Source organism: Dyella nitratireducens (assembly GCF_014642835.1).
In the GTDB taxonomy this organism is placed as follows: domain Bacteria; phylum Pseudomonadota; class Gammaproteobacteria; order Xanthomonadales; family Rhodanobacteraceae; genus Dyella_B; species Dyella_B nitratireducens.
In genome coordinates this window covers 2,118,612-2,145,321 of sequence record NZ_BMJA01000001.1, presented here as the reverse complement: position 1 = coordinate 2,145,321, position 26,710 = coordinate 2,118,612, and the positions used below count along the sequence as shown (strand labels likewise).

The window sequence follows — 26,710 nt, the reverse complement described above, 5'->3', positions numbered from 1 at the left end:
CTCGTCACAGCGCTCGTCTAATCTTTACTCACGCATTTGGGGCGGATTTCTGTCCGCAATGCGGCGCCGTATGGTGAGAATGGCATAACCAATTGATTTTAAAGAAACTTTAATGCGGCGATGCAGCTTGTTATCGATAGCAAGGTCAGGTTAATCTCAGTGATCCCCCGCACAGCTTGTGCGTGAAATTCGACTCCATTTGAGGAACGCTATGAAACACGCTTCCCTGAAGATGCTGGCTGGCGCTGCGCTTGCGCTGATGTTGGCGAGCACTCCGGCGCTAGCGAGCGACAACTCGTCAGGCGATCAGCAAAAAGCGGCTCCACAATATCCCAACGCGACTCGCAAAGAGCCCAAGCTGGATCTGACGGACAAGAAAGAACAGGAAGCGCTCAACAAAGGACTCGATGCCGCGCAAGCGAACAACAAAGATCAAGCAACGCAGTTACTGCAACCGCTGATCGACAACAGCAAGAGCAAGTACGTTCAAGCCATGGCATTGCAAGGCTTGGCTCGCGTGCACGCGATGAACAACGATTTGCCGGGTGGCATCGATTTGCTCAAGCGTTCGCTCGATAACGGTGTTCTGCCCAACGATGCATACTTCCAGCTCGAATACGAATTGGGCACGTTTTATCTACTCAATCAGCAATATCAGCCGGCGATTGATCAGGTAGAAAAGTGGCGCTCGGAAGGCAAGAAAGAAACGCCCGAATCTTATGCGATGGAAGGCGAAGCCTATTACCGCTTGCAGAAGTATCCAGAAGCGATTACCGCCATCAAGAAAGCACAGTCGATGACGGATAAGCCGGATCCGCGCTGGAACCAGCTTCTGATGCTCGCCTATAACGATTCCGGTCAAAAAGACAAAGCAGCTGAAATTGCCAAGCAAGCAGCTGCTGCATCACCGACTGATTCCACCAGCTTTCACAACGCGCTAAGTCTGGATATCCAGATGCAGAAATATGATGACGCGTTGAAGTTGATGGAAGACGGCAGATCGAAGGGTTTGCTCACCACAGAGAGCGACTACGTGACCCTGGCCAAGTTGTACATGAACAAGGCGCAGGACCAAAGCACGCAAGACCCAGGTCCGCTCACAGACAAAGCCGTGGAAGTGCTGCAGGAAGGCATGACCAAGGGCGTCGTAAAGTCGAGTGCAGATAACTACACCTTGATGGGTGACGCCCACATGATCGGCGGTGACGCGAACGCAGCAGCCGATGCATATCAAAAGGCCATTCCGCTAGCGAGCGACGGTGAGCCAGCGTACAAGGCAGGCGTCGCACTCGTTACGCAGAACGAATTCAGCAAGGCCAAGCCGCTGCTGCAGCAGGCCATCAGCAAAGGCGTGAAGCATAAGGGCAAGGCCTACATGGCACTCGCTCAAGCGAACATTGGCCTAAAGGATAAGGCTGCTGCTGCCGAAGCAGTGCTGGAAGCCGAAAAGGACCCGGAAACCAAAGCTCAAGCCCAGAAATGGCTGAAGCAAGCCAACATTGGCGGCTGATAAAAAGCTACATGGCAAAAGCGTATAGCTGGTTAGATGGACGTCCAAAAAGATTGCCATCTTTCGCCTACACAAAAGCTATACAAACGCCATGTGCTGTTGTACCGTTGGACTTTTCCCGCGTTGTCCAGTGGCAAATGTCACCCTTATGGGAGCGGACTTTTGCCGCTGAATGCTGCGACCATGTCATTCCGATTACTAGCTCCTCATTGAAAGCGACAGATGGCCTCAAGTAACGAAGAAACCGGCGCTAAGCCGTTCAGTTGGGGGCGCACATGGGCGCTGGCGGTAGCCATCGCGCTCCATGCGTTTGCTTTCCTGATACTGATCGCGCCGATGGCGCCCCCGAAAACGGCGGAAGTTCAGAAAGAAAAGATCGTGCAGGTGAACTTCATCGAACCGCCGCCTCCACCGCCACCGCCACCGCCGCCGCCGCCGGAACCGCCGAAGCAGCCGCCGCCGAAGGTCATCAAGCAGGTGATCCCGCCGCCGACACCGCCGCCGCCGGCACCGCCGCCGGCTGTGGAAGAGCCGTCCAGCAATCCGGCTCCGTCGCCGCCACCTGCGCCGCCTGCGCCGCCGGCACCGCCTTCGGATATCAAGGCAGGCGTTGATCCCTCCTACAGGGACAAGCTGCAGCCGAAATATCCTCCGCAGGCTATTCGCCAGCGGCATGAGGGTACGGTCATCCTCGAGGTTATCGTTGGCATCGACGGCAGCCCGAAGAGTGTTACGGTCAAGCAAAGCAGTGGTTTCCGCGAGCTCGATCGTGCAGCGATGGAATCGGTTCAGAAGGTCCGGTTCAATGCTGAGATTAAGAACGGTAAGCCGGTCGAATCGACGGTAGATATCCCGATCACCTTCAACCTTAACCAGCTGTAATCCCAATTACAGTTACAGTTCACGCCTGACTTCTTAAGGGTAGCGTTTATGTTCCAACAAACTCCTCCGTCCGACGCCGCTCCGGCTCTGGGTGGCAACGCCAATGCGATGGCCATGCAGCAAATGGGTTTCAGCGATCTGATCCACAACTTCGATTTCTTGGGGTGGATCGTGTTCGTGGTACTTGTGGCGATGTCGTTTTCCTCGTGGTACTTCATTATCGCCAATGCCGTTCGCAATTCTCTCGTCCGCGGTCGCGCAGATGGCGTGATCAACGGTTTCTGGTCCAACAACTCGACGCAGGACGCCATTCGCGAACTGGAAGCCCAGCCGAAGGGCGAACCATTCTCGAAGATTGCTTTGGATGCCGCTTCGGCCGTGGCGCATCACCAGCAGGCCTCCAGTAGTGGTGGTCGTCTGGCCGAATCGCTGAGCCGTTCGGAATTCATCGACCGCGCTCTGCGCCAGGCCGTCGCACGCGAAAGCCTGCGTCTGGAAGGTGGCATGACCTTGCTTGCCACGGTAGGTTCGTCGGCACCGTTCATCGGTCTGCTCGGTACCGTGTGGGGCATCTATCATGCCCTGATCCGTATCGCTGCTTCCGGTAATGCTTCGATGGAAGCAGTAGCCGGCCCGGTGGGTGAAGCGCTGATCATGACCGCGTTCGGTCTGTTCACCGCTATTCCGGCGGTGCTTGCCTACAACTTCTTTACCCGCTCCAATCGCCTGACCTATGCCCGCTTCGACGAATTCGCGCATGACCTGCACGACTTCTTCGCTACCGGTGCGCGCGTCGAAGGCGTTGCTCAAACTCAGAAGTGAGGTGTTGACCCATGGCGATGAGCTCCGGAAACGAGTCCGGCTCGCCGATGTCGGAAATCAACGTCACGCCGCTGGTCGACGTGATGCTGGTGCTGCTGATCATCTTCATGATCACAGCACCGCTGATGTCGCACCGGATCACGGTGAAGTTGCCGACGGCCAATCCGAAAACCACGGATACGCCGCCGCTGACGCCGCCGAGAGACCTGGCCATCAAGGACGATGGCTCGATGTATCTTGATGACGATCAGAACCCGATCACCGAGACCGAGTTGAAAGCGAAGTTCGCGGTGTTCGCGTCGATGTCGCCGCAGCCCGAACTTCAAATCCGTGCTGCGAAGGATACGGAATTCAAGATGGTCCGTAAGGTGCTTGGCGATGCTAAGGACTCGGGAATGGTCCACGTCGGCTTCATGACGACCGGTAAGGAGTGATGTGCCATGGCATTTAGTACGGGTGGTGGCAAAGGCCCCATGGCTGACATCAACGTCACGCCGCTGGTCGACGTGATGTTGGTGCTGCTGATCATCTTCATGATCACGGCACCAATCATGACTCACAAGATCAAAATCGACTTGCCGCAGCCGAATCCGAATGTGGTTCCGCCAACGAACCCACCGGAACCGGTGCATCTGAAGATCGACCAGTCGGGCGCGTTCTACTGGAACGATACCCCGGTGGACGAGCAGCAGTTGAAGACGCAGATCGCGGTTATTGCAACCAAGAGCGAAGCGGATCAGCCAGAAGTGCAGATCGACGCGGCTGACCAAGTGTCTTATCAGGTGGTCGCACGTGTACTGGCTGATGCGAAGAGCTATGGCCTGAACAAGATCGGCTTTACCGATAGCAGTGGACAGTAACAAGCGGCGGTTGAATCGGAACAGTTCAACCGTATAGCTCAGGCGTTACCCACGGAACCCCCGCGAAAGCGGGGGTTCTTTTTTGATGACGAGATAGAGAAAACGAATTCTGAGGCTACAAGCCCACGAACTATCATCTTTATACAGGCTTAAAACAAATAGCCGTCTAAACCGCCAAACCTCAGCGAAGAATCTGCAGATAATTACGCACCGTATTGGCAAGCCCTTCATACAAAGCTTCGCCAATCAATGCATGCCCGATGGATACTTCAGCCAGCCCAGGAATAGCGACGCGTAGCGTACCGAGGTTCGCTTGACTGAGATCATGCCCTGCATTCACAGCCAAACCAGCTTGCTGCGCACGTCGTGCCGTCTCCACGCATAGTTCCAGCTGTTCTTTCGCATCACCTTCCGCAAAAGCATGAGCATACGGGCCCGTGTAGATCTCCGCACGCTGCACGCCAAGTGCCACAGCATGTTCGAAACCCGTGGCACCCGGATCGACGAACAGACTTACCCTGCAACCTAGCTGGCGCAACTGGTCTACGACGGGACGCAAACGCTCCGCATCTTGCGCAAGCTCGAAACCGTGATCCGAGGTGATTTGTCCGTCGCTATCCGGCACCAGGGTTACCTGGGTCGGCCGTACTTCGCGAGCAAGCGCAATCAGCCCGGGATATTCCCCGCGTGGAGGTGCAAACGGGTTCCCTTCGATGTTGTACTCAACGCGTCCGCGCAGGATGCTTGCAAGCAACCGCACGTCGTTGGGGCGCACATGCCTTAAGTCCGGACGCGGATGTACCGTGATGCCGCCGCAGCCGGCCTCGATGCAGGTCGCCGCAGCGCGAGCGATATCAGGTTCGTTGCCACCGCGCGAATTGCGCAGAACGGCGATCTTGTTGAGATTGACGCTGAGCAGGGTCATGGAGGCCAAAGAAAAATCGTGGGTCGGACACAGTGCTCCGATCAGCCGTCGTCGGCAAGTGTCCAGTATTCCATGTCCCTGGTCGTCCCCCGCCAGGCTACGCTGGCGACATAGCCCTTGCCTGCGGATAACGAATGAAGTTGCCATCGTGAGGCTTCGTCGCCATCAAGCCAGAGCAGGCATGGCGAAGCAGGTGCTACCGCCAACCGTAACCGGTTCAGACCAAATGCGATGCCGTGGCCTAGAGCCTTGAGCACCGCCTCTTTGGCCGTCCAAAGTTGCAGGAAAGCGTATTCCTGCTGTGACTTGTCCAATGCCGCCAAGGCAGCGGTTTCTTCCGGATGAAAAAAGCGCTCGGCAAGCTGCATGGCGCGCGGTCGCGGTCGGAGCTGTTCGATATCGATCCCAGGCACACATCCGCGTGCCACCGCGATAACCGCCGTGTCCCCACTATGCGACCAATTGAATTGCAACCAGCGATCCAGCGGCTCGGCCAATTCCGGCCGTCCATGCTCACCTTCCACGAAGGTCACGGCGTCCGCTGGCAAACCCAGGTAATTGGCCAACAACGCGTGCAACGGCGCTCGCCGCCATGACCGGTTATAGCGAAGCTGCCAAATATGAATCTGGCCTTCGCCCAATCCGGCTGCGATGCCGGCAACATCCTGGCCCTGATTCGTTCGCATGCGCGCATGCTGCCGGAATGATGTGGCTCGGTACAAGCGCGCTATCTCTCCCTTCTCGGAGAGAGAAAGCATGGCGATCGCTTAGCGAATCAACCGTTCATCCACCAGATTCTTCACCACTGCCGGATCGGCAAGCGTGGAGATATCACCCAACTGGTCGGGTTGGTTCTCACCAATCTTGCGCAGAATGCGGCGCATGATTTTGCCCGAACGCGTCTTCGGCAAACCGGGCGCCCATTGGATGTAGTCGGGCGTAGCAATCGGCCCGATTTCCTTGCGCACCCAGGCCACCAACTCCTTGCGCAGCTCTTCGCTGCCCTGTTCACCGGCGACGAGCGTGACATAGGCGTAGATGCCTTGGCCCTTGATCTCATGCGGACAACCCACGACCGCTGCCTCGGCCACCTTGGGATGCGCGACCAGCGCGCTTTCCACCTCAGCTGTACCGATGCGGTGGCCGGAAACGTTGATCACATCATCGACGCGGCCAGTAATCCAGTAATAACCATCCTCATCGCGACGCACACCGTCGCCCGTGAAATAGCTGCCGGGATAGGCCTTGAAGTAGGTATCGATGAAGCGCTGATGGTCGCCATACACCGTACGCATCTGGCCAGGCCAGGAATCGGTGATCAGTAGATTGCCTTCCGCCGGACCTTCCAGCACCGCGCCGCCGGCATCCACCACCGCGGGCTTGATGCCAAAGAACGGCAGCGTCGCCGAGCCAGGTTTGGTATCGATCGCGCCGGCCAGCGGCGTAATCAAGATGCCACCGGTTTCGGTCTGCCACCAGGTATCTACGATCGGGCAGCGCTCGTCGCCCACCACGCGGTGATACCACTCCCAGGCCTCCGGATTGATCGGTTCGCCCACCGAGCCAAGCAACCGCAAACTGGCACGCGAACACTTCTTCACCGGACCTTCGCCCTCACGCATCAGCGCGCGAATCGCCGTCGGCGCTGTGTAGAACAGCGTCACCCTGTGTTTGTCGACCACCTGCCAGAAGCGGCTGAAATCAGGATAGTTCGGCACCCCGTCAAACATCACTGTCGTCGCGCCGTTGGCAAGCGGACCGTAGACCACGTAGCTATGCCCGGTGACCCAGCCCACGTCGGCGGTGCACCAATAAACATCGTCCTCACGCACGTCGAACACCCATTCGTGGGTAAGGCTTGCATAGACCAGGTAGCCGCCCGACGTATGCAACACGCCTTTGGGCTTGCCGGTGGAACCGGAGGTGTACAGGATGAAAAGCGGATGTTCCGCCTCCACCGGCTCCGCGGGGCATTCAGCCGACTGCCCTTCCATCAGCACGTGGTAATAGCGATCGCGCGGTGACTGCATCGGCACGGCCGAGCCCGTGCGGCGCACCACGACCACGGTTTCCACACTGTTCGTGCCGGGGCGTTCAAGCGCTGCGTCGACGTTGGCCTTGAGCGGAATCCTTTTGCCGCCGCGCACACCTTCGTCTGCCGTTATCACCATCTTTGCCGTGGAATCGGCGATACGACCGGCCAGCGAATCAGGCGAGAAACCGCCGAATACCACCGAGTGAACCGCACCGATGCGCGCGCACGCCAACATCGCCACCGCCGCCTCCGGAATCATCGGCATATAAATCGCCACGCGATCACCTTTCTTGACGCCCAAATGCTTCAGCGTGTTGGCGAACTTGCACACTTCCGCATGCAGCTCGCGATAACTGATGCGGCGTGACTCGGAAGGATCGTCACCTTCAAAGATGATGGCCGTTTTGTCGCCGCGCGTAGCGAGGTGACGATCCAGGCAGTTGGCCGATACATTGAGCTGGCCATCGTCATACCAGCGGATGTGCAAGTTCTGCGGATCGTAGGAAACGTCGCGAATGCGAGTGGGCTTCTTCGCCCATTCCAGCCTTTCGGCGATGCGGCCCCAAAAACCTTCGGGATCCTTCACAGACTCGGCATACAGCTTCTCGTAATCAGCTTTGCGAATGCGCGCCTTGGCGGCAAAAGCGGGATCGACCGGATAAACCTTTGACATATCAGCCTCCTGCTCACCGGTTTGCCGGGAGCGCACTCAGTGGGTGACCGCTTGGCACGATCAAGCGGTGTCAACCACCCGAGTGTAGCGTTTGGACGGCTGAACCGCCAAAGTTGCGATGCAGCAATCACGCCTGCGGAGGTTTGTCGCGATGCTTATGAAGATGAGTCAGATCGAGCACGCTCTCGGGCCGCGCATTTGCTTCGATGCGTGCCTGGGCAAAGCCGAGCGTGGTCGCGATCGCGCCGACAAACAGCCAGAACGCCATCGCACCAGGCCCATGCCGCGTGAAGCAAAGCACCCACGACAACAGCGTCGCGAACAGCCATAACCAGCGCATCACCAGCCCCTGAAGCCATTCCCCCGAAACGGTTTCCATCATACGTCCGCCGCCGCACCGGAATTGCGATGCCATCCACCGGCCGGACACACCTTCGGCCCGTAAGATAGGCGCTTATCGGATAGGGTTAAGGCAAGGGAGACAATGGCTGAGCCGAATCCATCCTCACCCACGCCGCAACGGCAGCGGCTGGCCTGGACGGACATCGTCGACTGGCTGGGCATCGGCCTGGATCACTGCAAGCCGATCCGCGTTTCCCTACTGGTGCTGGCCTTTGCCACTATTGTCATCACCAACGTGGATCAGGCCACCGAATTGTTCCTGATCGCCCTGTGGGTGGATCCCAGCAGCACGCGCTACATCTTTCTGCTGGCGACGAGTGCGCTCGCTGGCCTCGCCGTCTGGTACGCCACGCACAACGCCTATCGCCTGACTTATCCGCGTTGGCCTGCACTGCAGAACCCGCGTGCAGCTGGACTGAGGCGATGGATACCGCGGCTACTCGGTATCGTCGTGCCGTTGTTGGTGCTGTACGGCTACCTGATGGCGCTACGCACCCCGCACCCCGCATGTGCCATCCACACACCATGCATGCGGCGCGATCTGCGCAGCGCGGGCTTGTTGATGGTTGCAGCGGCGATGATCGTGTTCTTCATTGGGCGCCAGCGCGTGTTGGATGCTGCCGCCGAGCGCACGGCCAAGGCCATCGAACTGCGCGTCACCGCGATCACCGCCTTGGGCACTGTGCCACTTGGCATCTTTCTGGCAGTGCTGATCTTGAATGTGCTCATTACCGTACTGGTGGCAATTCAGCCACGTCAGTTCGACGGCATGGGGTCGCTGGCCGTAGCGCTGATCACGGTGAGCTTTTTCTGCATGAGCGGAGGATTTCTCTGCATGCTCGTGGATCGGCATGGTGTACCGCTGTTGAGCCTGATGGTACTGATGTCGCTGACATTGCATGCAGCGCACCTCAACGACAACCATCGCGTGCGCCAGTACCCGGACATGAGCACGCATCAGCGACCCGAACCGCCACCCGCCGATCATCGGCCAAGCTTCGATGCGTACGCCAAGGCATGGTTGCAAAGCCGCTGTACGCCACACCACGCTTGTCCGGTGATCCTGGTTTCCGCCGAAGGTGGCGGACTGCGCAGTGCCGCATGGACTGCAATGGTGCTGAGCGAATTTACCGCTCAGGTCGACCTGGCGTTGCCGCCGAATGGTGGTGAACCGATGCTCGAGCGTTACATGTTCGCCGGCAGCGGTGTATCAGGCGGCAGTTTTGGTCTGGCTACCTATGTCGCTGCGTTAAGCGTGGCGCCCGGAACCGGTGCAACGGCGCAAGCACGCAGCGAGCGAATACTTGATCACGACTTCCTCGCACCGGTGATGGCCAATGCATGGTTCATCGACTTCACGCAACGCTGGTTGCCCGGTGCCTGGTTCGACGATCGCGGTCGTGCACTCACGCGAGCGTGGGAGCAAGCTGCGCAGGAACAAGGCATCAACGCGCTAGCACAACCCTTTTCCAAGCTATATGAAAGCGAAAGTGGCGAGATCAACACGAACACGCCCGCATTATTCTTCAACAGCGCCACGGTCGGGCAAGGCTGGCGCTTCATCCAAGATCCTTTCAGCCCGTTTGCGCATAGCCCCTGGACCACGGCTTACGACGGTTCGATGTGGCTGGATCCACGCATACCGCTTAGCGAAGCAGTGTTCAACAGCGCACGCTTCACCTATTTAAGTCCTGCCGGCACGCTACAGACCGCAGGTACTAACCCATCACTATCGCCAGCAGGATTTCAGCTGGTGGACGGCGGCTATTTCGAGAACTCAGGTGCGACAACGCTGCTTGAAGTGATGCAGCGCCTGCATGCCATCGCTGCCTCCATCGCGCAGCCGATCCACGTCATCGTGCTGCATATCAGCAATGATCCCAGCCTGCGCGATTTCATCGATGCGCACGATCCCGAGCATCCACTGCCGCTCTATTCGGCAGCGTGTCCACGCACACCAAGTCCGACCGAATTGAACAGTTACGGCGAGGCCACCGCGCCGCTCGTGGCGTTGCTGGACACGCGCGCTGCTCGCGGCGAGTATGCGAGGTTGGCATTGCTGGGAGCACTGCAAACCGATACGGCCGATACCGATAAAGGCGACGTGCTCTGGCATCTGCGGCTTTGCCCCGGCAACTACCCGTTGCCACTGGGATGGACCATTTCATCACCCGTATTCGACGAAATGCGCCGCCAGCTCGAACAAAACTATCCTCTGGCAACCATGGGTGCGTGGCTGACGCAGCAAATCAAAGCCGCCAGGCAACCCTGAATGTCGCACTGGCTGAGATAGCCAGGGAGCATGATGCTGCGATGGCAGATCTTCCCCACGCATTCAAAGGCCGCGGCGCCGCTTCCAATCCGGAAGGACGCTTCGAAAGCATCCGGCACCACGCCGAAGATGACGGTTGGCAGCACGCCTTGCTGGATGAAGAGCAGCCGCGCCCGCGTACCGAAGTCATCGAGGAACGTGCGCGCAGCGTGATCACGCGCAACGATTCTCCGGACCTTGCCTTCAATGTGGCCATGAATCCTTACCGCGGTTGCGAGCATGGGTGCATATACTGTTTTGCACGACCCAGCCACAGTTATCTCAACTTGTCACCGGGTCTCGATTTCGAAACCAAGCTGCGTGCCAAGAGCAATCTTGCAGACGTGCTGCGCTCGGAACTATCCAAGCCAGGTTATGTGCCAGGTCCGATCAATATCGGCAGCAACACCGATCCTTACCAACCGATCGAAAAGAAGTGGCGCATCACGCGCGCCGCGCTGGAAGTGCTGGCCGAATGCCATCACCCATGCACCATCGTCACCAAGAACGCCATGGTCGAGCGTGACCTCGACATCCTGGTACCCATGGCGCGTGAACGGCTGGTGCAAGTTTTCATTTCAGTGAATTCACTGGACAACCATCTGGCTGCCAAGCTGGAGCCGCGAGCAAGCGCACCGCATCGTCGTTTGAAAGCAGTTCGCACACTCGCCGACGCGGGTGTACCGGTTGGCGTGCTGGTGGCGCCGATCATTCCGGCCTTGAACGACCGCGACATGGAAGCTGTGCTCGAGCACGCTGCCACGGCTGGCGCAAGCTGTGCCGGCTACACCGTGTTGCGACTGCCTTACGAACTGAAAACCCTGTTTCGCGAGTGGCTCGGTGTGCATGCACCGCAGCGCGCGGAGCATGTCATGAGCTTGGTGCAACAGCTCAATGGCGGCAAGGATTACGACAGTAATTTCGCCACGCGCATGCGTGGCCAGGGTGTATTTGCGGAGCTACTACGGCGCCGTTTTGACGTGGCGTGTAGACGTCACCATTTTGGTCGTGCGCGTGAGTTGCAGTTGGATACATCGCGGTTTGTGGCGCCACGCAAACCGTCTCCACAAGGCGAACTGTTTTAACGCCTACAGCCCGCTCTAACCGGGGGCCGTCATTCCCGCGAAAGCGGGAATCCATCTTGCTCCGATGCATCCTTGAAAGTGGATTCTCGCTTTCGCGGGAATGACAGCCATGTAGGCATGGTCACTGTGGCGGCAGGTATTTCTCAAACCAATTCAACGCGCGCTGTAGTACATCTCGTTGGTTCGCCGGGTTGTTGAAATGATGTCCTTCGCCCGGATACACCACTAGCGAGGTCGGTACGCCAAGCGTGCGCAAGGCATGCCAGTATTCGAACGACTGCGGCGCCGGGCATTCCGCATCACGCTCACCCACCACGATCAGCGTTGGCGTCTTCACCTTCTTGATGAAGTTGATCGCCGAGCTTTTCGCATATACCGCCGGATCGTCATACACCGATGCACCGAAGAACGGAATCATCCACTTGTCGATCGAGTTCTGCCCGTAATAGCTCTGCCAATTGGCAATGCCCGCTCCCGCCACGACGGCACGGAAACGCTGCGTCTGCGTGGGCACGAACATGCTCATGAAACCGCCATAGCTCCAACCGGTCAGCCCCAGGCGATGGTCGTCGACCGGAACTTTTTTCTCCACCGCATCGATGCCGGCCAGCGTGTCGCGCAAGTCGCCATAGCCGAAGTCCTTGCGATTGGCCTGCACGAACGCTTCGCCCTGGCCGTAACTGCCGCGCGGGTTCGGCATGAATACGAAATAGCCCAGGGTGGAGAACGGTATGGCGCCATAACCCACGGAAGGCCAAAGCTGCATCTCCGCGCCGGATGGACCGCCATGAATGTTGACGATCATCGGGTAGCGCTTGCTGGGGTCATAATGCGCCGGATACAGCAACCAGCCCTGCACATGGAAACCTTCGTTGTCCCACTCCACGGACTCGACCTTGCCCCAGCTCGGCTTGAAACTCGCGTTGATCGCCGTTACGGCGGCAGGCATCCCGTTGCCGACCGTGCCTGCGTACACTTCCGGCGCTGCCTCGAAGGAGGTTTGCATGAAGGCAACTTGGCGATGATCGGCGGAGAAAGACAGTCCCAATATGGCCGTGCCATCGCCCACATAGCCCGCCGCCGTGAATAGCACGCGCTGCTGTTTCGCCTGTTTGGGACCGATCGAATATTCAGCCAATTGCGCTTGACCGTTGCTGATCTGGTCAACCAGCAACGACTGCGGCGAGCTCCATGTGAACCACGAAGGGGTGACATGGATGCCAGGCGTGAGATCGACCGGTGCGCCGCCCGATGCTGAAACGCCGTAAAGATCGCCCCCCGTAAAACCTTGGTCGCTCATCAAGCCGCCAATAAACGCGATACGCGAACCATCTGGCGACCAGCGTGGCAATGCGATCTGCAAACCATGCAGCGACCCGCTCATCGTGTTCGGATCGACCAATGCGGTGCGCGAGGCGTTCGGCTGCGCGGCCTGCACGTAAAGCTGTGCAATCCACCAGTTGTTGTCACCCGGTGGTGGCGCGGCTACGTATGCCACGCGTGCACTATCCGGCGCCCAGGCAAACTCGTAGACATGGCTGGTTGCCGGGGTAATTTGCTGCAGTGATCCGCCCTGCGCCGGTACCGTGGCAATACGCTGCACTTCGATGCCTTCCACACCGATTTCGCCGATCGCTGGCTTCGCTGCCGCGAGCGCGCTGGCGCGCCGCGTGGCGCCTTCCACGTAAAGGAAAGCCAGCGTCTTGCCATCCGGCGACCAGCTCAGCGCGTTCGCATAGCCATCCAGTGCAGCCAGGCGCTCCGGCTTTGCCTGCGATGACACATCGAGCACGTAGAGATCCGGCTGCTTGTTGCCGCCCATGCCCGTACGAGTGCTGGCGCAGTTGGACAGAAAGGCCAGGTGGCGCGAATCCGGTGCCCAGGCCAGGCTGCTCTCGCTGCATACGCCGGGCTTGCTGGCCAGGCCGATGCTGTGCGCATGCTTGCCGTCCGTATCGGCCAGCATGATGCTGGGCTTGTCCTGGGTATCCACCACCCAGGCCAGATGTTGCCCGTCCGGTGACAGCGCCACCTCGTTGATATGACGCACCTTGCCCAGCTCGGTGAGCAGGGCTTCGATACGCGGATCGGTGGCGCCGCGCGTGTCGGCCAGCGCGACCGGCGCAAGAAATGCCGCCAGCAACGGCAGCAGCAGACGGGACGGTTTCAGCATCACGGTACGTTCCCCAGGCACACGAAAACCCCAACGCTAGCAGCTGGGCCCCGTCTTCCCCATGTGCATGAAGGCACTGCCTGGCCGAGGCAGGCCGTTTACGTCATCGTCATCCCGTACAATCCGGCCCCATGAAAATCGCCTCATGGAACGTGAATTCGCTGAAGGTGCGCATTCCGCACCTCACCCAGTGGTTGTCCGATGCGCATCCGGACGTGGTGGCGCTGCAGGAAACCAAGCTGGAAGACGCCAAGTTTCCCGTCGACGAGCTGGCCGCTGCCGGCTATCAGGCGATCTACTCCGGGCAGAAAACCTACAACGGCGTAGCGATCCTGGCCCGCAACGACAAGGGTTTCCACTTCGAGAACGTGCTCACCGATATTCCGGGTCTGGACGATCCGCAGCGGCGCATTCTCGCCGCCACCATCGGCGGCGTGCGCGTGGTCGATCTCTACGTCGTCAACGGCAAAGCGGTGGGCGATGAAAAATACACCTACAAACTGCACTGGCTGGAGCGCGTGCGCGATTTCCTGGCAAACGAAATCAAGCGCTACCCCAAGCTGGTCGTGCTTGGTGATTTCAACATCGCGCCCGACGATCGTGACGTGTACGACCCCATCGCATGGGGCGAGGAAGTGCTCTGCTCTCCGCCCGAGCGCGCTGCCCTAAAAGCCATCACAGACATGGGCTTGCATGACAGCTTCCGGCTGTTTGAACAAGCGGGCAGCCATTTCAGCTGGTGGGACTACCGGCAGGGCGCGTTCCGGCGCAACATGGGCGTGCGCATCGACTTGATCCTGCTTGGCGATGCCCTGAAATCCTCGGCCAGGGCTGCCACTATCGACCGCGAGCCGCGGCGTTGGGAGCGGCCTTCCGACCACACTCCAGTCACGGTAGAACTGGATATTGAATGACGATGAGCGATACCAAGACCAACTGGCCCAGTTCGCTGGACGATAGCGAACTGGACGAACTCGACGCCTACCTGCGTTCGCACGCTCAGGAAGGCGAAGGCCATCTGCTGCTCGACGGCGTGCATGGCTTGCTGAGCGCCCTTGTCGTCGGGCCCACGCAGGTGCTGCCCGAAGAATGGCTGCCTGAAGTGCTGCACGAACCGTTTGCTGACGAAGACGAAGGCAATCGCGTGCTGGCGCTGCTGGCCAAACTCAATGACTCGATCAGCGCCGAACTGGACGTGGATGCCTACGAGCCGATTCTCGGCGAAGTGGATACCGAAGCCGGCCCTGCACTGTCGGCCGCCGGTTGGTGCGAAGGCTTCAGCCGCGGCATCGATCTGCGCGCATCGCTGTGGGAAAAGCGTCTGGCGGATGATCCGCCGTTGATGGAAATACTCGGCCCGGTGATGGCCCTGGCCGTGGACGAAGGCATCCTGAGCGCCGAAGCCGAGTTCGAAAAACTCACCGATGAGGAGTACGACGACTGCCTCGCGCAGCTCCCTGCGGTGCTGGCCGCCGTCAATCATTATTGGGACGAGCATCCCGCCACCGAAGCCGAGTTGGATGCGCTGCATCGTGCGAACGAGGTCAAGACCGAACACCAAGTACCGCCGCGGCAACGCAGTGGGCATTGGGTGCATTGAGTCTTTTTCCTTCCCTCTCCCCTCTGGAGAGGGTTGGAGTGAAGGAGCAGGGCTTTCGGGAAAGCGCATAAGAGCGCGTGCACTTCCTGAAACAGTCCGTTCTCCCTAGCGCTCTTGGGCTCACGCCCCGGCACAACCATCATGTGCGCCAGATCCTTTTGATAGGAGCACACCATGACCGAACGCAGCATTCTCCGCCGCATCCGCGGTACCGACACCTCCGACGGTGCGGGCGTGAAACTCAAACGCATCATCGGCCAGCCGGGTCTCGACATGCTCGACCCGTTTTTGCTGCTGGACGAATTCCGCTCCGATCAGGCGAATGACTACATCGCCGGCTTTCCGGAACACCCGCATCGCGGTTTCGAGACAGTGACTTACATGCTGGCCGGCCACATGCAGCACGGCGACAACCACGGCAACCGGGGGGATCTGAAGCCCGGCAGCGTGCAATGGATGACTGCCGGGCGCGGCATCCTGCATTCGGAAATGCCGCAACAGGAAAACGGCCTGATGTGGGGCTTCCAGCTGTGGGTGAATCTTCCAGCCAAGGAAAAAATGACCGAGCCGCGCTACCAGGATATTGATCCAGAACACATTCCTGTTGTGCACCCGGTCGATGGAGTGACGCTCAAGGTCATTGCTGGCCATTTTGGTGACGCTACCGGTCCAGTGTCCGGAATTGTCACCGCGCCTGTGTACCTGGATATCGCCGTCGAAGCCGGTGCCGGCATCGAGATCCCGCTGCCGGAAGGCCACCATGCTTTCGCCTATGTCTTCGACGGCAACGATGCCCAGGTAGCCGGCGAGAAGCTCGCGCGCAGCGAACTGGCAGTGCTCTCCAAGGGCGATAGCGTGCGCATTGCCGGCCGCGACACCCCGGCCCGCGTGCTGTTGGTGGCCGGCCAGCCGCTGCAGGAGCCGGTCGCGCGCTACGGTCCGTTCGTGATGAACACACCGGAGCAGATCCACCAGGCCATCGCCGATTTCCGCGCCGGCAAGTTCTAAGCACTACAAGCACTTCAGCCACCCCATCGCCCCGCCGATAGACATATCGGCGGGGCGATGTGCGTTGGGTCACAGCCCTAATCGGTGAGTCGATGCAGGTCGGCTTACGGCATGGACGATGCATCAAGTTCACCATGAGCAAGCGTTAAAGATTTGCTCATAAAAAGGGTTGCGGAGACAAAATTTCAGGCGTTAAATTAGAATTAATCCAACGTTCGACATGCGCCTGTAGAATGTTGCTCCGTAAAGTTTTTAGAAATCGCAGTTAACTGATTGTTTTAACAGGTCATGACCGTCCTCACCTTCACCATCATCGTGGTTTTCGCACTAGCCGCCGTAGCGGTGAAGCGTGTGCCGGCGGGACAGGTCTACAGCCTCTACCGCAACGGCAAGCCGGTGCGTCTGCTGCAGCCGGGCACTCACGTGGTGCTGCCGCTGGTCGACCGGGTCGGCCATCGCATTGATCTCAGTGGCCGCGTGATGCGTTTCGATGCGTCGTTTGCCGAAGCCACGCCTGTGCAAGGCACCGTCTACTGGCAGGTGCTGGAACCGGAACGTGCCGACGCGGTGATCGAAAGCGCCGACCAGCTCATCCGCAGCGGCGTACAGCAGGCACTGCAGACCGAGAACGAAACCGACCAGCAGCAACGCCGTGACGTTGCCTGCCGCCTCAAGACCAGCCTCAACCAGCAGCTGCGCGAGCGCGGCGTGATGGTGACCCGCGTGGAACTGGACGCCGCCGCCTAAGCAAAACCGAATCTGGCCAGGCTGCCCAAGAAGCACCGGCTCAGGGGAATCTGAAAGCTCGACCCGCTGCGGCGGGTCTTCTTTTTTGTCCGCGCTGGCGAGCCCGTTTTAAGGCTGCAGGCATGGCAATGTTGGGGTTTTCACCCCAACCTACGACCACTCCACGCGTCCCGAGGAACAGCGATGACTGACCGCTCCGCCCTGCAAGTCCAGCTCGAACGGGGCATCACCGCGCTTGGTCTCACGCTGCCGGCCGAGGCCGTACCGCGCTTGCTCGATTACCTCGCCCTGCTGGAACGCTGGAACGCCACGTACAACCTCACGGCGATCCGCGATCCAGTGGAGATGGTGACCCGGCACCTGCTGGATTCGCTGGCGATCTTGCCTTATGTCCAGGGCGAAACACTGGCCGACCTCGGCACCGGCCCCGGCCTGCCAGGCATCCCGCTGGCGATCGCCACGCCGGGCCGGCAGGTGTTGCTGGTGGATTCCAATGGCAAGAAGGTGCGCTTCCTGCGAGAAGCGATCCGCGCCCTGAAACTGGAAGGCGTACGTGCGCTGCAATCACGCGTCGAAGATGTGGAAGGCCATTTCGACTGCATCACGGCACGCGCCTTCGCCAGCCTGGCGGACATGCTTGCCTGGGGCGGCCATCTGCTGGCGCCCGGCGGCCTCTGGCTGGCGATGAAGGGCAAAGCACCGGACGATGAGCTTGTTGACGTATCGCCCGCCTTTACCGTGCGTACCATCCATGCGCTGGCGGTGCCCGGACTAGGCACGGCGGAGCGCCACCTCGTTGTGCTGGAGCGCGCAAACACCTGAATACATCAGGCTTTGCCGCCCCCTTCCTGCTAATCTAGCCGTCCTTTCGAATACGCCCTCGGTACCGGACAAGACATGGCCCGTATCATCGCTGTCGCCAACCAGAAAGGTGGCGTCGGCAAAACCACAACCGCTGTCAATCTCGCTGCAGCGCTCGCTGCGGCGAAGCGCAAAGTGCTGCTGATCGATCTCGATCCGCAGGGCAACGCGACCATGGCATCCGGCGTGGACAAGCACGAAGCCTCGCCCAGCGGCTGCGAAGTGCTGCTGGCCGAAGCGCCGATCGACACAGCCATCGTCACCACCGAAGCGCATTACGACCTGCTGCCTGGCAACGGCGATCTCACCGCTGCCGAACTGAAATTGATGGATGCGCTGGCACGCGAGAACCGGCTGAAGGAACAGCTCGCAAAAGTCGCCGGCAAATACGACATCATCCTGATCGACTGCCCGCCGACGTTGCACCTGCTCACCGTCAATGCGCTCACCGCAGCGAACAGCTTGCTGATTCCGGTGCAGTGCGAATACTTCGCGCTGGAAGGTCTTTCCAGCCTGCTCGACACGGTGAAAGCGGTACGTCAGCACCTGAATCCGCAGTTGGAAATCGAAGGCCTGCTGCGCACCATGTACGACGTGCGCAACAACCTCGGCAACGAAGTCTCCGCGCAGCTCACCCAGCATTTCGGCGACAAGGTGCTGCGCTCGATCATTCCGCGCAACGTACGCCTCGCCGAAGCGCCCAGCCACGGCCAGCCCATCCATCTCTACGATCGCAGCTCGCGCGGCGCCATCGCATACATCGGCCTGGCCGGCGAAATCATCCGTCGCGAACGCGGTTCGCAGGCGGCGGTGGCGGCATTGCATGCCATGCATGGCGACACCCCTGAGGAATCCTCAGTCGAAGCCTCGGCACACCTGGACCAGGAGTAAGCACTACGCATGTCTGCCGCGAAGAAACGTGGACTGGGACGCGGGCTCGATGCCCTGCTTGGCGGCGGCGATACCGGCGCGCCCTCGGTGATCGAGCAGGAAGGCGAGCTGCGCACGCTGCCCATCCAATACATCCAACCCGGCAAATACCAGCCGCGCCGCCATTGGAACGACGAAGCGCTGGATGAACTGGCCGCGTCGATCCGCGCACAAGGCTTGATTCAACCGGTGGTGGTGCGTGCCATCGGCAAGAACAGCTACGAGCTGATTGCCGGCGAACGCCGCTGGCGTGCGGCGCAACGCGCCCAGCTCAGCGACATTCCCGCACTGGTCAAGGACGTACCCGAAGTCGCCGTGCCGGCGATGGCGTTGATCGAAAACATCCAGCGCCAGGATCTCACCCCGCTGGAAGAAGCCGACGCCATCAAGCGCCTGATCGACGATTTTGATCTCACCCATCAACAGGCTGCCGATGCGGTAGGCCGTTCGCGCGCCGCCGTCTCCAACATGCTGCGCCTGATCGACTTGCCCGCGTCGATCAAGCGCCTGCTGGACGATGGCAAGCTGGAAATGGGTCACGCCCGTTGCCTGCTCACCCTGCCCGAATACCAGGCCGAAGCACTGGCGTTGGAAGCGGCGCGCAACAACTGGAGCGTGCGCGAGCTCGAAGACGCCGCCCGCAAAGCGCAGACCGCGCCCAAGGGCAAGGCCAAGAGCGCACCGGCGCGCGATCCGAACATCGACGCTCTGGAACGGGAACTGGCCGAGCGTTTCGCCACCAAAGTCGAAGTGGCGCATGGCCGCGGCGGGCGCGGCAAGCTGGTGATCCATTACCACAGCAATGACGAGCTGGACGGGATTCTGGGTAAGTTGCGCTGATCGCAGATCACACGCCCCTCTCCACTTTGGGAGAGGGGCGGGGTGAGGGTACGTTCGAAGCGCCGTAACAAAACTCACGCATAGTTTTAAAACGCGCGCTGCCCGAACCCTTACCCCAGACTCTTCTCCCGGTGGGAGAGGGGCTTAAAACCAATTCGTTTTACAAGGCTAACTTTCCATGCCGCAACTTTCCGTCGTCGTGCCCGTCTTCAACGAACGCGACAACATTCCCCCGCTGCTCGCCGAAATCGCTGCTGCCTTGCGCGGCAAGGTGGACTTCGAGATCGTCTATGTCGACGACGATTCCAGCGACGATAGCCGTGCGGTTCTGCAAGCGCAGAAGGCCAGTTACCCGGAACTGCGCGTGCTGCATCACGTCACGCGCAGCGGGCAGAGCACGGCGGTATGGAACGGCGTGCACGCCGCGCGTTCGCCATGGGTTGCGACGCTCGATGGCGACGGCCAGAACGATCCGGCCGATATCCCCAAGCTGCTTGCCGCGCGCGATACGGCCGGGCAGGACATAAAACTTTTTGCCGGCTGGCGGACCACGCGCCGCGATAGCTTCAACAAGCGCATCTCTTCCAAGATCGCCAATGCGGTCCGTTCGCGCATGCTGCGCGACGCCACGCCGGACACAGGCTGCGGTCTCAAGCTGTTCGAGCGCGACGTGTTTCTGCGCTTGCCGTACTTCGACCACATGCATCGCTATTTGCCGGCGCTGGTCAAGCGCGCCGGCTTCCAAAGCCAGAGCGTGCCAGTGGGGCATCGCCCGCGCACGGCCGGCAAATCCAAGTACGGCATGCTCGATCGCTTGTGGGTAGGCATTGCCGATTTGCGCGGTGTTGCGTGGTTGATGCGGCGGGCCAAGGTCACCCGTATCCAAGAGCTCTAGAGCTCGATCACATTGTTTGAATGGCCGGGGCGTATGCTTGGCGGACGTAGTAACCGCCAGGAGGCCATCCGTGAGCATCGCCGTCAAACGCATCTACGAACCCGCCACTAATTCAGATGGCTATCGCGTATTGGTGGACCGCATCTGGCCGCGCGGCCTGAAAAAGGAAGATGCGGCGCTGGATATATGGGCGAAGGAATTGGCCCCCAGCACGGCGCTGCGAAAGTGGTTCGGCCACGATCCTGCGTGCTGGGAAGCCTTCCGTCATCGCTACGCCACCGAACTCGACAAGCACAAGTCGTTCTGGCAACCGCTGATTACGCGTGCGGAGCGCCATCGCGTCACGCTGCTGTTTGGTGCAAAGGATGAAGAGCACAACCAGGCAGTGGCGTTGAAGATGTATCTGGACAACTGGATGAAGGCGAACGGTTTGCGTTGATGCCCACGCGTAGGTTGGGTTAGCGCAGCGTAACCCAACATTTTTCGCAGCTATCCGTTGGGTTACGCTGCGCTAACCCAACCTACACGCCTCATCGCGAACGGGGTTGCCAGGATTCCAGCGAAGCCCGCATCTTCTCGCGACCCGATTCGATCAAGTTCCGCGCGCGATGGAAGGCATACACGCTCGACACGTTGCGCGGCAATTGCACCAGCAGATCCGGCTGATACGCCGCCAGACGCAGCCGAGAAAGATTGGCTTGCATCAGGTCCATGGATTGGCCCAGCAGCTCCAGCGCACCAAGCTCATGCACCTTGCCCGGTTCAATCGCCTTCACCTCGCTGCTCGGCAGGAGTTTCTCCAGCAGGCGGGCGAAGGCGCCCTTGTTCTTCGTTTCGTTCGCCGACATCTCGATCTGCAGATTCGCCTCAGCCGGCCCATCGAGGCTGACTGCCACCACGTAGTCCGCCGGTTCGCGAATCAGTGGCGTAACAGGCACCGGATTGAGCAGACCACCGTCTACCAGCACACGTCCCTCGATCAGGTGCGGCCGGAACAGCGTGGGAATGGCAATCGAGGCGCGAACCGCGTCGAACAGCGAGCCGCGCGTAAGCCAAACCTCGCGCTCTCGCTCAAGGTCCGTGGCAACCGCGGTAAAGGTGATCGGCAAGTTTTCGATCCGTACATCGCCGATCAACTCCAGCATGGTGCCGATGATCTTCTCGCCCTTGATCAGCCCACCGCCGGCAAAGGAAAACGACCAGTCCACCAGCTTCAAGATGTCGAACTTATCGAGCGAGCACACCCAGTCGCGATAGATAGGCAGTTTGCCTGCCGCGTGAATGCCGCCGATCAGCGCACCCATCGAACTGCCCGCGATGGCGACGATCTCGAAGCCCTGCGCCTCGAGTTCCTCAATGGCGCCGATATGCGCCAGCCCTTTTGCGCCTCCAGCACCCAGCGCCAGGGCGACGGTGGGTTTGCGCGGTGTTTCATCCTTGCCAGCCTGCAGTTGAATCTCGGTGGATGGCATGAGTCGTGGCGTTGGTGTAGCGGTTTATTGATAGCCGGTCAGCGCGAGCTGCAGCATGATCTTCATTTCCTCGCGCAACGGCAGTGGTGCGACGATCTCCGCATCCGGCCCATATTTCAATACGTCCATCAGCAATTCGCGCGAATTGGAGTAGGGCAGTTGCAGCTCGTAGCGCCCATCCGGCAGCCAGTTGCCCTTTTGCTGCGAATGCCAATGCTCGTCCGCCACCCAGCGCGCGGCATGCGCGGAGAACCGAATGGTGGCCCAGGCCTTCGGCTTGCCGGCGAAGATGCCATAGCTGGAAGCGAGCAGATCGTTGAGTTCGTTTTCGGCGACATCGTTCGCGGCGGCATCCAGCGCGTGCGGTTCGGCGATGCGATCCACCGCGAAGCTGCGCAGCGCTTCGCGATCGTGATCCCAGGCATCCAGATACCAGTTGTCGCGATAGTGCGTCAGCCGCTGCGGGGACACCGTACGCTTGCTTTCGTTATTGGTGGTACGCGCGCGATAAACGAAACGCAGTTGCTTGCGATCCAGCACTGCGCCTGCAGTAATGCGGAACACCTGCTGATCCAGTTTGCGCTCGCCCCATGGAATCACGCGGATGCGTTCTACCGGCAAGGCCTTGCCGCTGGCGCGGTCGGAAAGCAGATGTTCGATGCGTGCCTTGAACGGCGCCAGCGCGCCGGCCAGCACACCCGGGCCGCTGCGGCCGATCAGCTCGTTCAGTGCTAGCAGGGCCGCCAGTTCGTCCGAGGTGAGCCACAAGCCTGGCAGCTCGAAACGCTGTCCTTCGGTGGCCTCATAACGGAAGGCGGCATGCTCGCCGCCTGCGCTCTCGATCGGGGCGCCTAGCGCGTCACGCAGGAAGGCGATGTCCCGGTAAAGCGTGGCGCGCGAGCAATCTAGCTCGTCCATCAGCCGGGGTAGCGGCACCGGATAGTGGGCCGATTTCAACAGACGGTGCAGGGTGAGAATGCGCTCGTAGCGATCCATGTCGGCGTTCTGGCGGGGGAGGTTTTGTGTAGCATGGAGATGCTACGTGACGCCCGCAAGCGTCCGGCGGACTTTCCCCGGTCCACATGGTTACGCCCCCCAATTCAATGCACTCGGTCAACGGCGACCCAGCAACCCCACCCGGGGGACTGGCGCCCATGCTTCTGGAGGTCCTGGCCCTTTGCGGCTATGGGCTGTGGATGCTGCTTGGCCTGGCGCTGGCGCTCGGTATCTACAGCCCGGGGCGGGGTGATGCCCTGGTGCCGCTGGCGCTGGGCTGCGTCTTCGTCAGCGCTGGCCTGATTGCGGCGTGCCTGCGCCTGCGCACGCTTTCCGAATGGCACGGCTGGCAGATCGGACGCGTGCAACGGCCGACTCGCGAGGCTTTGCTGGCCCTGGCCACCTACCTGCCTATGCTTGCCCTGGCCGGCCTGGTGCGAGGCACCGAGGATTTCTGGACCACCCGCGTGCTTAGCTTGGTGCTGGCGCTGTGCAGCCTGATTTGCCTGATTACCAGCGCCTATGGCTATCGCACGCGCCGCCTGGCCGATCAGGCTGGCGTCGCTGCGCAGCTACCGATCAGCCGCGTGCTTTCAGCCTGTTATGGCGGCGGTTTGTGGTTGTGGGTCTGCCTCATCTTCCAGGCAGACCTGCCGGCTAGCTCGGAAGAATCTTTACCCTGGGCGATAAGCTTGTTGTTGCTGGCAATGCTGCTTGGGTTGGTCGACGGTGTGGGCTGGCATTCCCTCCGTGGCTCGAGTCTCGGCGAGCGGTGGCAACGTCCCCCGCAAGGGCTGCAGTCGTGGCGCTTCCTGGCCGCTGCGCTTATCTGCGCCATCCCTTGCCTGAGCCTGCTGCTGGTCCCGGTCCTGCCGCCGGCCGGACGTTGGCTGACGCCCTTTGCGGCGGCAGCCTACATCGTAGGCAAGAGCCTGGAGCTATGGCTTTATGACTTCGCCCTGACGCGTTTTGCCCTGGCGCACCCACTGGAAGCTTCGTCTGGATTGTCACGGACTAGCCGCTAAGATCGCTCTAAATATTCACAAAGCGTTCAAGCCACACGGCTAAAGTGGCCTGTCCCCAACAGCTTTTTAACATTGGATCCAGCGATGAAAAACCTGCTGATGACCAGTCTGGCCCTTGCCGCTCTGGCCACCTTCACCGCTCAAGCCCAGGACACATCCTCCGGCACCCAGACCAGCACCGGCACCTGGACCGGTTCGGGTGAACTGGGCTTCGCCTCCACCACCGGCAACTCCCGTTCGCAGAACGTGAACGCAAAGCTCAACCTCAACCAAGAAACCGATCAGTGGAAGAACAGTTTCTTTGCCGATTGGCTGCGCTCCAAGGGTCAGGTCACCGTGACCAATGCGCAGGGCAACGCTGTCAAGCAATTCGACACCACCGCCGACCGCTATGACCTCGGCGCCTCGGCCGGCTATAAGCTCGACCCGCGCAGCTACATCGTCGCCGCCGGCCGCTATGAGCACGACGACTTCGCCGCCTATCGCTGGCAAGCCACGGTCTCGCTCGGTTACGGCTACATGGCCCTGAAGACCGACCGCACCCAGCTCTCCTTCGAAATCGGTCCCGGTTACACGGAATACCAGCCAGCCACCGGCACGCAGACCATCAACGGCGTGGAAGTGCCGCTCAAGGAACCGCGCCAGAGCCAGGTGGTGGCACGCGGCCTGGCGAACTACAAGTACCGCCTCACCGAAAACACTGCGTTCGATGACACCTTGCTGATGGAATCCGGCAGCAAGAACACCTACCTGCAGAACGATGCAGGCCTTGCCGTCAGCATGACCAAGAAGCTCTCGATCAAAGTGGGCTTCCAGGTCCGCCACAATAGCAACGTGCTTCCCGGCATTCGCCACACCGACACGCTGACGACGACCAACATCGTCTACAACCTCTGATCATCGGATCGCGAGGCGATCGCGTCGCACATTCCGCCCCTCCGCGTGCAAGCACGGAGGGGTTTTTGTTTTGTGCACGTGCTTGACGATGATGACGTCGATCCCGCGCATCACTGTCAGCGTCGAAATACCTACATTCAGGCCGACACCTGCTACTGCACCAGCGCCATAGCCCGAACACTCCGCGCTCATCCAATTTTTATAAAGCCTTCCGGTCGCGATGCGATCCGGCGCGGGCGCAGTGGGAGTGGTTACATGAAACACAAGACACGAATCGCAGCAGCGATTACGGCAGCGTTGCTCATTGGCGCGGTCCAGGCACAGGACGCTTCATAGGCACAGGACAGCGAAAGCAAATCGAAGCAGCTGCAAGGCATCACTGTCACCGGGTCGCATATTCGCAGCGTGGATGTGGAAACCTCACAAACAATTCATTGCGGGATGGACGGTGCGCTATTACGCCGGCCTGAAGGACAGTTGCTGGGATGCCGACATTGAATGCGGCAATCCGAACTCCACCAATCCGGTATACCCCGGCCAGGGCATGGCGCGGAAAGGTTCAGTAGCCTTCAACGATGCACAGTTCCGCTATAAAACATCGTGGAATGGCAGCATTTCGGTCGGCGTCAACAACATCTTCAACAAGAAGAGTCCGTTCTACTACAACGTACCGTCGCATGGTTCCGGCAGCCCGCCGATCAATCCGCAGTTCGACATCGATCGCTATTTCTACGTGCAGTACAGCCAGACATTCTGAGCGCTTTACGGTTCGATGTTTGAAGAAAGCGGGCCTGATGGCCCGCTTTTTCAATGTCCGAGCAACCCGGCAGCACCCTGTGCAAACAATGCTTGCGCTACATCCTTGCCAAGCTCCACCGCCTCGCGGTTGCTGCTCGTTGCCTCCGCAAGCAACAACCGGCCGCTGGAAACATCACCCACCATGCCGCGCAGATGCAAACCACGTTCGGTCACCGTGCACCACGCACCCACCGGTACCGTGCAGCTTCCACCCAGTGCCTGGTTCATCGCACGCTCGGCCGTAACAGCCAGTCGTGTCTCGGCATCGTCCAGCACGGCGAGCGCGTCGAGCACGTCGGTCTGGTCTGCACGGGCCTCGATCGCAATGGCTGCTTGTCCGGGCGCTGGCAGCCAATTGGGTGCGCTCATGCGGCTGCGGATGCGATCGTGCAGGCCCAGGCGCTCCAGGCCGGCGCAGGCGAGAATGATCGCGTCGTAATGCCCCGCATCCAGTTTTTGCAGGCGCGTGCCGACGTTGCCGCGTAGATCGAGCAATTCCAGATCAGGTCGTACGCCGCGCAGTTGTGCCTGGCGCCGAAGCGATGAGGTACCAACGCGCGCACCAAGTGGCAGCGCGGTGACATCGGCGTAGTGATTGCTGACGAAAGCGTCCGCTGCATCCGCACGCGGAAGGATGGCGGGAAGGGTGAAACCGGGTTCCAGTTCCGCTGGCACGTCCTTGAGGGAATGCACGGCCAGCTCCGCGCGGCCTTCAAGCATCGCGACTTCCAGTTCCTTGAGGAACAGACCCTTGCCGCCAATCGTCGCCAGTGGCTTGTCCAGGATCTCATCGCCGCGCGTGGTCAAAGGCACCAGCTCCACCCGCAAACCCGGGTGCGCTGCGCGTAGCAAGCTAGCCACGTGCTCGGCTTGCCATAAGGCAAGTGCGCTTTTGCGGGTGGCGATGCGTAGTAGGGAAGACGACATGAGGACTCCGGAAACGACGTCAGCCGTCATTGTCGC

At 60.2% G+C, this 26,710-nt stretch carries 27 protein-coding genes; 19 read left to right on the top strand and 8 right to left on the bottom strand.

Annotated elements, in window-relative coordinates; genetic code table 11:
• Positions 1-211 precede the first annotated feature (211 nt).
• The 5 genes from IEX75_RS09870 to IEX75_RS09850 all read left to right on the top strand — a co-directional run bounded on the left by IEX75_RS09870 (position 212) and on the right by IEX75_RS09850 (position 4,074).
• Entirely contained in the window at positions 212-1,510 is a 1,299-nt protein-coding gene (locus IEX75_RS09870; RefSeq protein ID WP_188794031.1) for a tetratricopeptide repeat protein, read from the top strand.
• A gap of 222 nt (positions 1,511-1,732) precedes the next feature.
• The gene (locus IEX75_RS09865; protein ID WP_188794030.1) at positions 1,733-2,392 is read left to right on the top strand and encodes an energy transducer TonB; all 660 of its coding nucleotides are present in this window, start codon (positions 1,733-1,735) and stop codon (positions 2,390-2,392) included.
• A 48-nt stretch (positions 2,393-2,440) separates the two neighbouring features.
• Positions 2,441-3,214 (top strand): MotA/TolQ/ExbB proton channel family protein, encoded by a 774-nt coding sequence (locus IEX75_RS09860; RefSeq protein WP_188794029.1) that lies wholly within the window; start codon positions 2,441-2,443, stop codon positions 3,212-3,214.
• An 11-nt stretch (positions 3,215-3,225) separates the two neighbouring features.
• Positions 3,226-3,648: an ExbD/TolR family protein gene (locus tag IEX75_RS09855; protein WP_188794028.1), complete on the top strand. Its 423-nt coding sequence runs from the start codon at positions 3,226-3,228 to the stop codon at positions 3,646-3,648.
• A gap of 6 nt (positions 3,649-3,654) precedes the next feature.
• A complete protein-coding gene (locus tag IEX75_RS09850) occupies positions 3,655-4,074 on the top strand; it encodes an ExbD/TolR family protein (protein WP_188794027.1) in 420 nt (139 codons plus the stop codon).
• A 181-nt stretch (positions 4,075-4,255) separates the two neighbouring features.
• Here the strand turns inward: IEX75_RS09850 and IEX75_RS09845 are convergent, their stop codons facing one another.
• The 4 genes from IEX75_RS09845 to IEX75_RS09830 all read right to left on the bottom strand — a co-directional run bounded on the left by IEX75_RS09845 (position 4,256) and on the right by IEX75_RS09830 (position 8,122).
• The gene (locus tag IEX75_RS09845; protein WP_188794410.1) at positions 4,256-4,999 is read right to left on the bottom strand and encodes a pyridoxine 5'-phosphate synthase; all 744 of its coding nucleotides are present in this window, start codon (positions 4,997-4,999) and stop codon (positions 4,256-4,258) included.
• A gap of 41 nt (positions 5,000-5,040) precedes the next feature.
• Positions 5,041-5,685 (bottom strand): 4'-phosphopantetheinyl transferase family protein, encoded by a 645-nt coding sequence (locus tag IEX75_RS09840; RefSeq protein WP_188794026.1) that lies wholly within the window; start codon positions 5,683-5,685, stop codon positions 5,041-5,043.
• 81 nt (positions 5,686-5,766) lie between these two features.
• The gene (acs, locus tag IEX75_RS09835; protein WP_188794025.1) at positions 5,767-7,707 is read right to left on the bottom strand and encodes an acetate--CoA ligase; all 1,941 of its coding nucleotides are present in this window, start codon (positions 7,705-7,707) and stop codon (positions 5,767-5,769) included.
• A 127-nt stretch (positions 7,708-7,834) separates the two neighbouring features.
• Positions 7,835-8,122 (bottom strand): hypothetical protein, encoded by a 288-nt coding sequence (locus IEX75_RS09830; RefSeq protein ID WP_229720726.1) that lies wholly within the window; start codon positions 8,120-8,122, stop codon positions 7,835-7,837.
• Positions 8,123-8,191: 69 nt separating this feature from the next.
• Between IEX75_RS09830 and IEX75_RS09825 the strand changes: the two genes are divergently transcribed.
• Positions 8,192-10,381 carry a hypothetical protein gene (locus tag IEX75_RS09825; protein ID WP_188794024.1) on the top strand — a complete coding sequence of 730 codons (2,190 nt, stop codon included), beginning with the start codon at positions 8,192-8,194 and terminating at the stop codon, positions 10,379-10,381.
• Positions 10,382-10,422: 41 nt separating this feature from the next.
• Positions 10,423-11,505, top strand: a complete 1,083-nt coding sequence (locus IEX75_RS09820) for a PA0069 family radical SAM protein (RefSeq protein ID WP_188794023.1) — start codon at positions 10,423-10,425, stop codon at positions 11,503-11,505.
• 121 nt (positions 11,506-11,626) lie between these two features.
• Here IEX75_RS09820 and IEX75_RS09815 read toward each other — a convergent pair whose 3' ends face one another.
• The gene (locus IEX75_RS09815; protein WP_188794022.1) at positions 11,627-13,678 is read right to left on the bottom strand and encodes an alpha/beta hydrolase family protein; all 2,052 of its coding nucleotides are present in this window, start codon (positions 13,676-13,678) and stop codon (positions 11,627-11,629) included.
• A 131-nt stretch (positions 13,679-13,809) separates the two neighbouring features.
• Here IEX75_RS09815 and xth point away from each other — a divergent pair, with 131 nt between their 5' ends.
• From xth to IEX75_RS09770, 9 genes are all read left to right on the top strand, one after another.
• On the top strand, positions 13,810-14,592 hold the full coding sequence (gene xth / locus IEX75_RS09810; RefSeq protein WP_188794021.1) for an exodeoxyribonuclease III: 783 nt from the start codon (positions 13,810-13,812) through the stop codon (positions 14,590-14,592).
• A 2-nt stretch (positions 14,593-14,594) separates the two neighbouring features.
• Entirely contained in the window at positions 14,595-15,278 is a 684-nt protein-coding gene (locus tag IEX75_RS09805; RefSeq protein WP_188794020.1) for a YecA/YgfB family protein, read from the top strand.
• Between the two features lie 174 nt (positions 15,279-15,452).
• On the top strand, positions 15,453-16,286 hold the full coding sequence (locus tag IEX75_RS09800) for a pirin family protein (protein ID WP_188794019.1): 834 nt from the start codon (positions 15,453-15,455) through the stop codon (positions 16,284-16,286).
• A 288-nt stretch (positions 16,287-16,574) separates the two neighbouring features.
• On the top strand, positions 16,575-17,033 hold the full coding sequence (locus IEX75_RS09795) for an SPFH domain-containing protein (RefSeq protein WP_188794018.1): 459 nt from the start codon (positions 16,575-16,577) through the stop codon (positions 17,031-17,033).
• A gap of 183 nt (positions 17,034-17,216) precedes the next feature.
• Positions 17,217-17,855 carry a 16S rRNA (guanine(527)-N(7))-methyltransferase RsmG gene (rsmG, locus tag IEX75_RS09790; protein WP_188794017.1) on the top strand — a complete coding sequence of 213 codons (639 nt, stop codon included), beginning with the start codon at positions 17,217-17,219 and terminating at the stop codon, positions 17,853-17,855.
• 75 nt (positions 17,856-17,930) lie between these two features.
• Positions 17,931-18,785, top strand: coding sequence for a ParA family protein (locus tag IEX75_RS09785; RefSeq protein ID WP_188794016.1), 855 nt, complete (start codon positions 17,931-17,933; stop codon positions 18,783-18,785).
• Between the two features lie 9 nt (positions 18,786-18,794).
• Complete coding sequence (locus IEX75_RS09780; protein ID WP_188794015.1) at positions 18,795-19,664, top strand: ParB/RepB/Spo0J family partition protein; 870 nt, start codon at positions 18,795-18,797, stop codon at positions 19,662-19,664.
• A gap of 178 nt (positions 19,665-19,842) precedes the next feature.
• Complete coding sequence (locus tag IEX75_RS09775) at positions 19,843-20,559, top strand: glycosyltransferase (RefSeq protein WP_188794014.1); 717 nt, start codon at positions 19,843-19,845, stop codon at positions 20,557-20,559.
• Between the two features lie 70 nt (positions 20,560-20,629).
• Positions 20,630-20,998 (top strand): DUF488 domain-containing protein, encoded by a 369-nt coding sequence (locus IEX75_RS09770; RefSeq protein WP_188794013.1) that lies wholly within the window; start codon positions 20,630-20,632, stop codon positions 20,996-20,998.
• A 91-nt stretch (positions 20,999-21,089) separates the two neighbouring features.
• Here IEX75_RS09770 and IEX75_RS09765 read toward each other — a convergent pair whose 3' ends face one another.
• Both IEX75_RS09765 and IEX75_RS09760 read right to left on the bottom strand, forming a co-directional pair.
• Positions 21,090-22,031 carry a patatin-like phospholipase family protein gene (locus IEX75_RS09765; protein ID WP_188794012.1) on the bottom strand — a complete coding sequence of 314 codons (942 nt, stop codon included), beginning with the start codon at positions 22,029-22,031 and terminating at the stop codon, positions 21,090-21,092.
• 24 nt (positions 22,032-22,055) lie between these two features.
• Positions 22,056-23,027, bottom strand: coding sequence for a helix-turn-helix transcriptional regulator (locus tag IEX75_RS09760; protein WP_188794011.1), 972 nt, complete (start codon positions 23,025-23,027; stop codon positions 22,056-22,058).
• Positions 23,028-23,185: 158 nt separating this feature from the next.
• Between IEX75_RS09760 and IEX75_RS09755 the strand changes: the two genes are divergently transcribed.
• The 3 genes from IEX75_RS09755 (at position 23,186) to IEX75_RS09745 (ending at position 25,706) form a co-directional block, all read left to right on the top strand.
• Positions 23,186-24,052, top strand: coding sequence for a hypothetical protein (locus tag IEX75_RS09755; protein WP_188794010.1), 867 nt, complete (start codon positions 23,186-23,188; stop codon positions 24,050-24,052).
• Between the two features lie 84 nt (positions 24,053-24,136).
• Complete coding sequence (locus IEX75_RS09750) at positions 24,137-24,949, top strand: DUF481 domain-containing protein (protein ID WP_188794009.1); 813 nt, start codon at positions 24,137-24,139, stop codon at positions 24,947-24,949.
• Between the two features lie 409 nt (positions 24,950-25,358).
• Entirely contained in the window at positions 25,359-25,706 is a 348-nt protein-coding gene (locus IEX75_RS09745) for a TonB-dependent receptor (protein WP_188794008.1), read from the top strand.
• 50 nt (positions 25,707-25,756) lie between these two features.
• Here the strand turns inward: IEX75_RS09745 and hemC are convergent, their stop codons facing one another.
• The gene (gene hemC, locus IEX75_RS09740; protein ID WP_188794007.1) at positions 25,757-26,674 is read right to left on the bottom strand and encodes a hydroxymethylbilane synthase; all 918 of its coding nucleotides are present in this window, start codon (positions 26,672-26,674) and stop codon (positions 25,757-25,759) included.
• Between the last annotated feature and the right edge of the window lie 36 nt (positions 26,675-26,710).

Coding starts and splice junctions, on each gene's coding strand:
- IEX75_RS09825 (WP_188794024.1), top strand. CDS start 8,192: ATGGCTGAGCCGAATCCATCCTCACCCACGCCGCAACGGCAGCGGCTG.
- IEX75_RS09775 (WP_188794014.1), top strand. CDS start 19,843: ATGCCGCAACTTTCCGTCGTCGTGCCCGTCTTCAACGAACGCGACAAC.
- IEX75_RS09870 (WP_188794031.1), top strand. CDS start 212: ATGAAACACGCTTCCCTGAAGATGCTGGCTGGCGCTGCGCTTGCGCTG.
- IEX75_RS09745 (WP_188794008.1), top strand. CDS start 25,359: ATGTGGAAACCTCACAAACAATTCATTGCGGGATGGACGGTGCGCTAT.
- IEX75_RS09850 (WP_188794027.1), top strand. CDS start 3,655: ATGGCATTTAGTACGGGTGGTGGCAAAGGCCCCATGGCTGACATCAAC.
- IEX75_RS09860 (WP_188794029.1), top strand. CDS start 2,441: ATGTTCCAACAAACTCCTCCGTCCGACGCCGCTCCGGCTCTGGGTGGC.
- IEX75_RS09765 (WP_188794012.1), bottom strand. CDS start 22,031: ATGCCATCCACCGAGATTCAACTGCAGGCTGGCAAGGATGAAACACCG.
- xth (WP_188794021.1), top strand. CDS start 13,810: ATGAAAATCGCCTCATGGAACGTGAATTCGCTGAAGGTGCGCATTCCG.
- IEX75_RS09750 (WP_188794009.1), top strand. CDS start 24,137: ATGAAAAACCTGCTGATGACCAGTCTGGCCCTTGCCGCTCTGGCCACC.
- rsmG (WP_188794017.1), top strand. CDS start 17,217: ATGACTGACCGCTCCGCCCTGCAAGTCCAGCTCGAACGGGGCATCACC.
- IEX75_RS09845 (WP_188794410.1), bottom strand. CDS start 4,999: ATGACCCTGCTCAGCGTCAATCTCAACAAGATCGCCGTTCTGCGCAAT.
- IEX75_RS09865 (WP_188794030.1), top strand. CDS start 1,733: ATGGCCTCAAGTAACGAAGAAACCGGCGCTAAGCCGTTCAGTTGGGGG.
- IEX75_RS09785 (WP_188794016.1), top strand. CDS start 17,931: ATGGCCCGTATCATCGCTGTCGCCAACCAGAAAGGTGGCGTCGGCAAA.
- IEX75_RS09830 (WP_229720726.1), bottom strand. CDS start 8,122: ATGGCATCGCAATTCCGGTGCGGCGGCGGACGTATGATGGAAACCGTT.
- acs (WP_188794025.1), bottom strand. CDS start 7,707: ATGTCAAAGGTTTATCCGGTCGATCCCGCTTTTGCCGCCAAGGCGCGC.
- hemC (WP_188794007.1), bottom strand. CDS start 26,674: ATGTCGTCTTCCCTACTACGCATCGCCACCCGCAAAAGCGCACTTGCC.
- IEX75_RS09840 (WP_188794026.1), bottom strand. CDS start 5,685: ATGCGAACGAATCAGGGCCAGGATGTTGCCGGCATCGCAGCCGGATTG.
- IEX75_RS09815 (WP_188794022.1), bottom strand. CDS start 13,678: ATGCTGAAACCGTCCCGTCTGCTGCTGCCGTTGCTGGCGGCATTTCTT.
- IEX75_RS09760 (WP_188794011.1), bottom strand. CDS start 23,027: ATGGATCGCTACGAGCGCATTCTCACCCTGCACCGTCTGTTGAAATCG.
- IEX75_RS09795 (WP_188794018.1), top strand. CDS start 16,575: ATGACCGTCCTCACCTTCACCATCATCGTGGTTTTCGCACTAGCCGCC.
- IEX75_RS09800 (WP_188794019.1), top strand. CDS start 15,453: ATGACCGAACGCAGCATTCTCCGCCGCATCCGCGGTACCGACACCTCC.
- IEX75_RS09820 (WP_188794023.1), top strand. CDS start 10,423: ATGGCAGATCTTCCCCACGCATTCAAAGGCCGCGGCGCCGCTTCCAAT.
- IEX75_RS09855 (WP_188794028.1), top strand. CDS start 3,226: ATGGCGATGAGCTCCGGAAACGAGTCCGGCTCGCCGATGTCGGAAATC.
- IEX75_RS09755 (WP_188794010.1), top strand. CDS start 23,186: ATGCTTCTGGAGGTCCTGGCCCTTTGCGGCTATGGGCTGTGGATGCTG.
- IEX75_RS09805 (WP_188794020.1), top strand. CDS start 14,595: ATGAGCGATACCAAGACCAACTGGCCCAGTTCGCTGGACGATAGCGAA.
- IEX75_RS09780 (WP_188794015.1), top strand. CDS start 18,795: ATGTCTGCCGCGAAGAAACGTGGACTGGGACGCGGGCTCGATGCCCTG.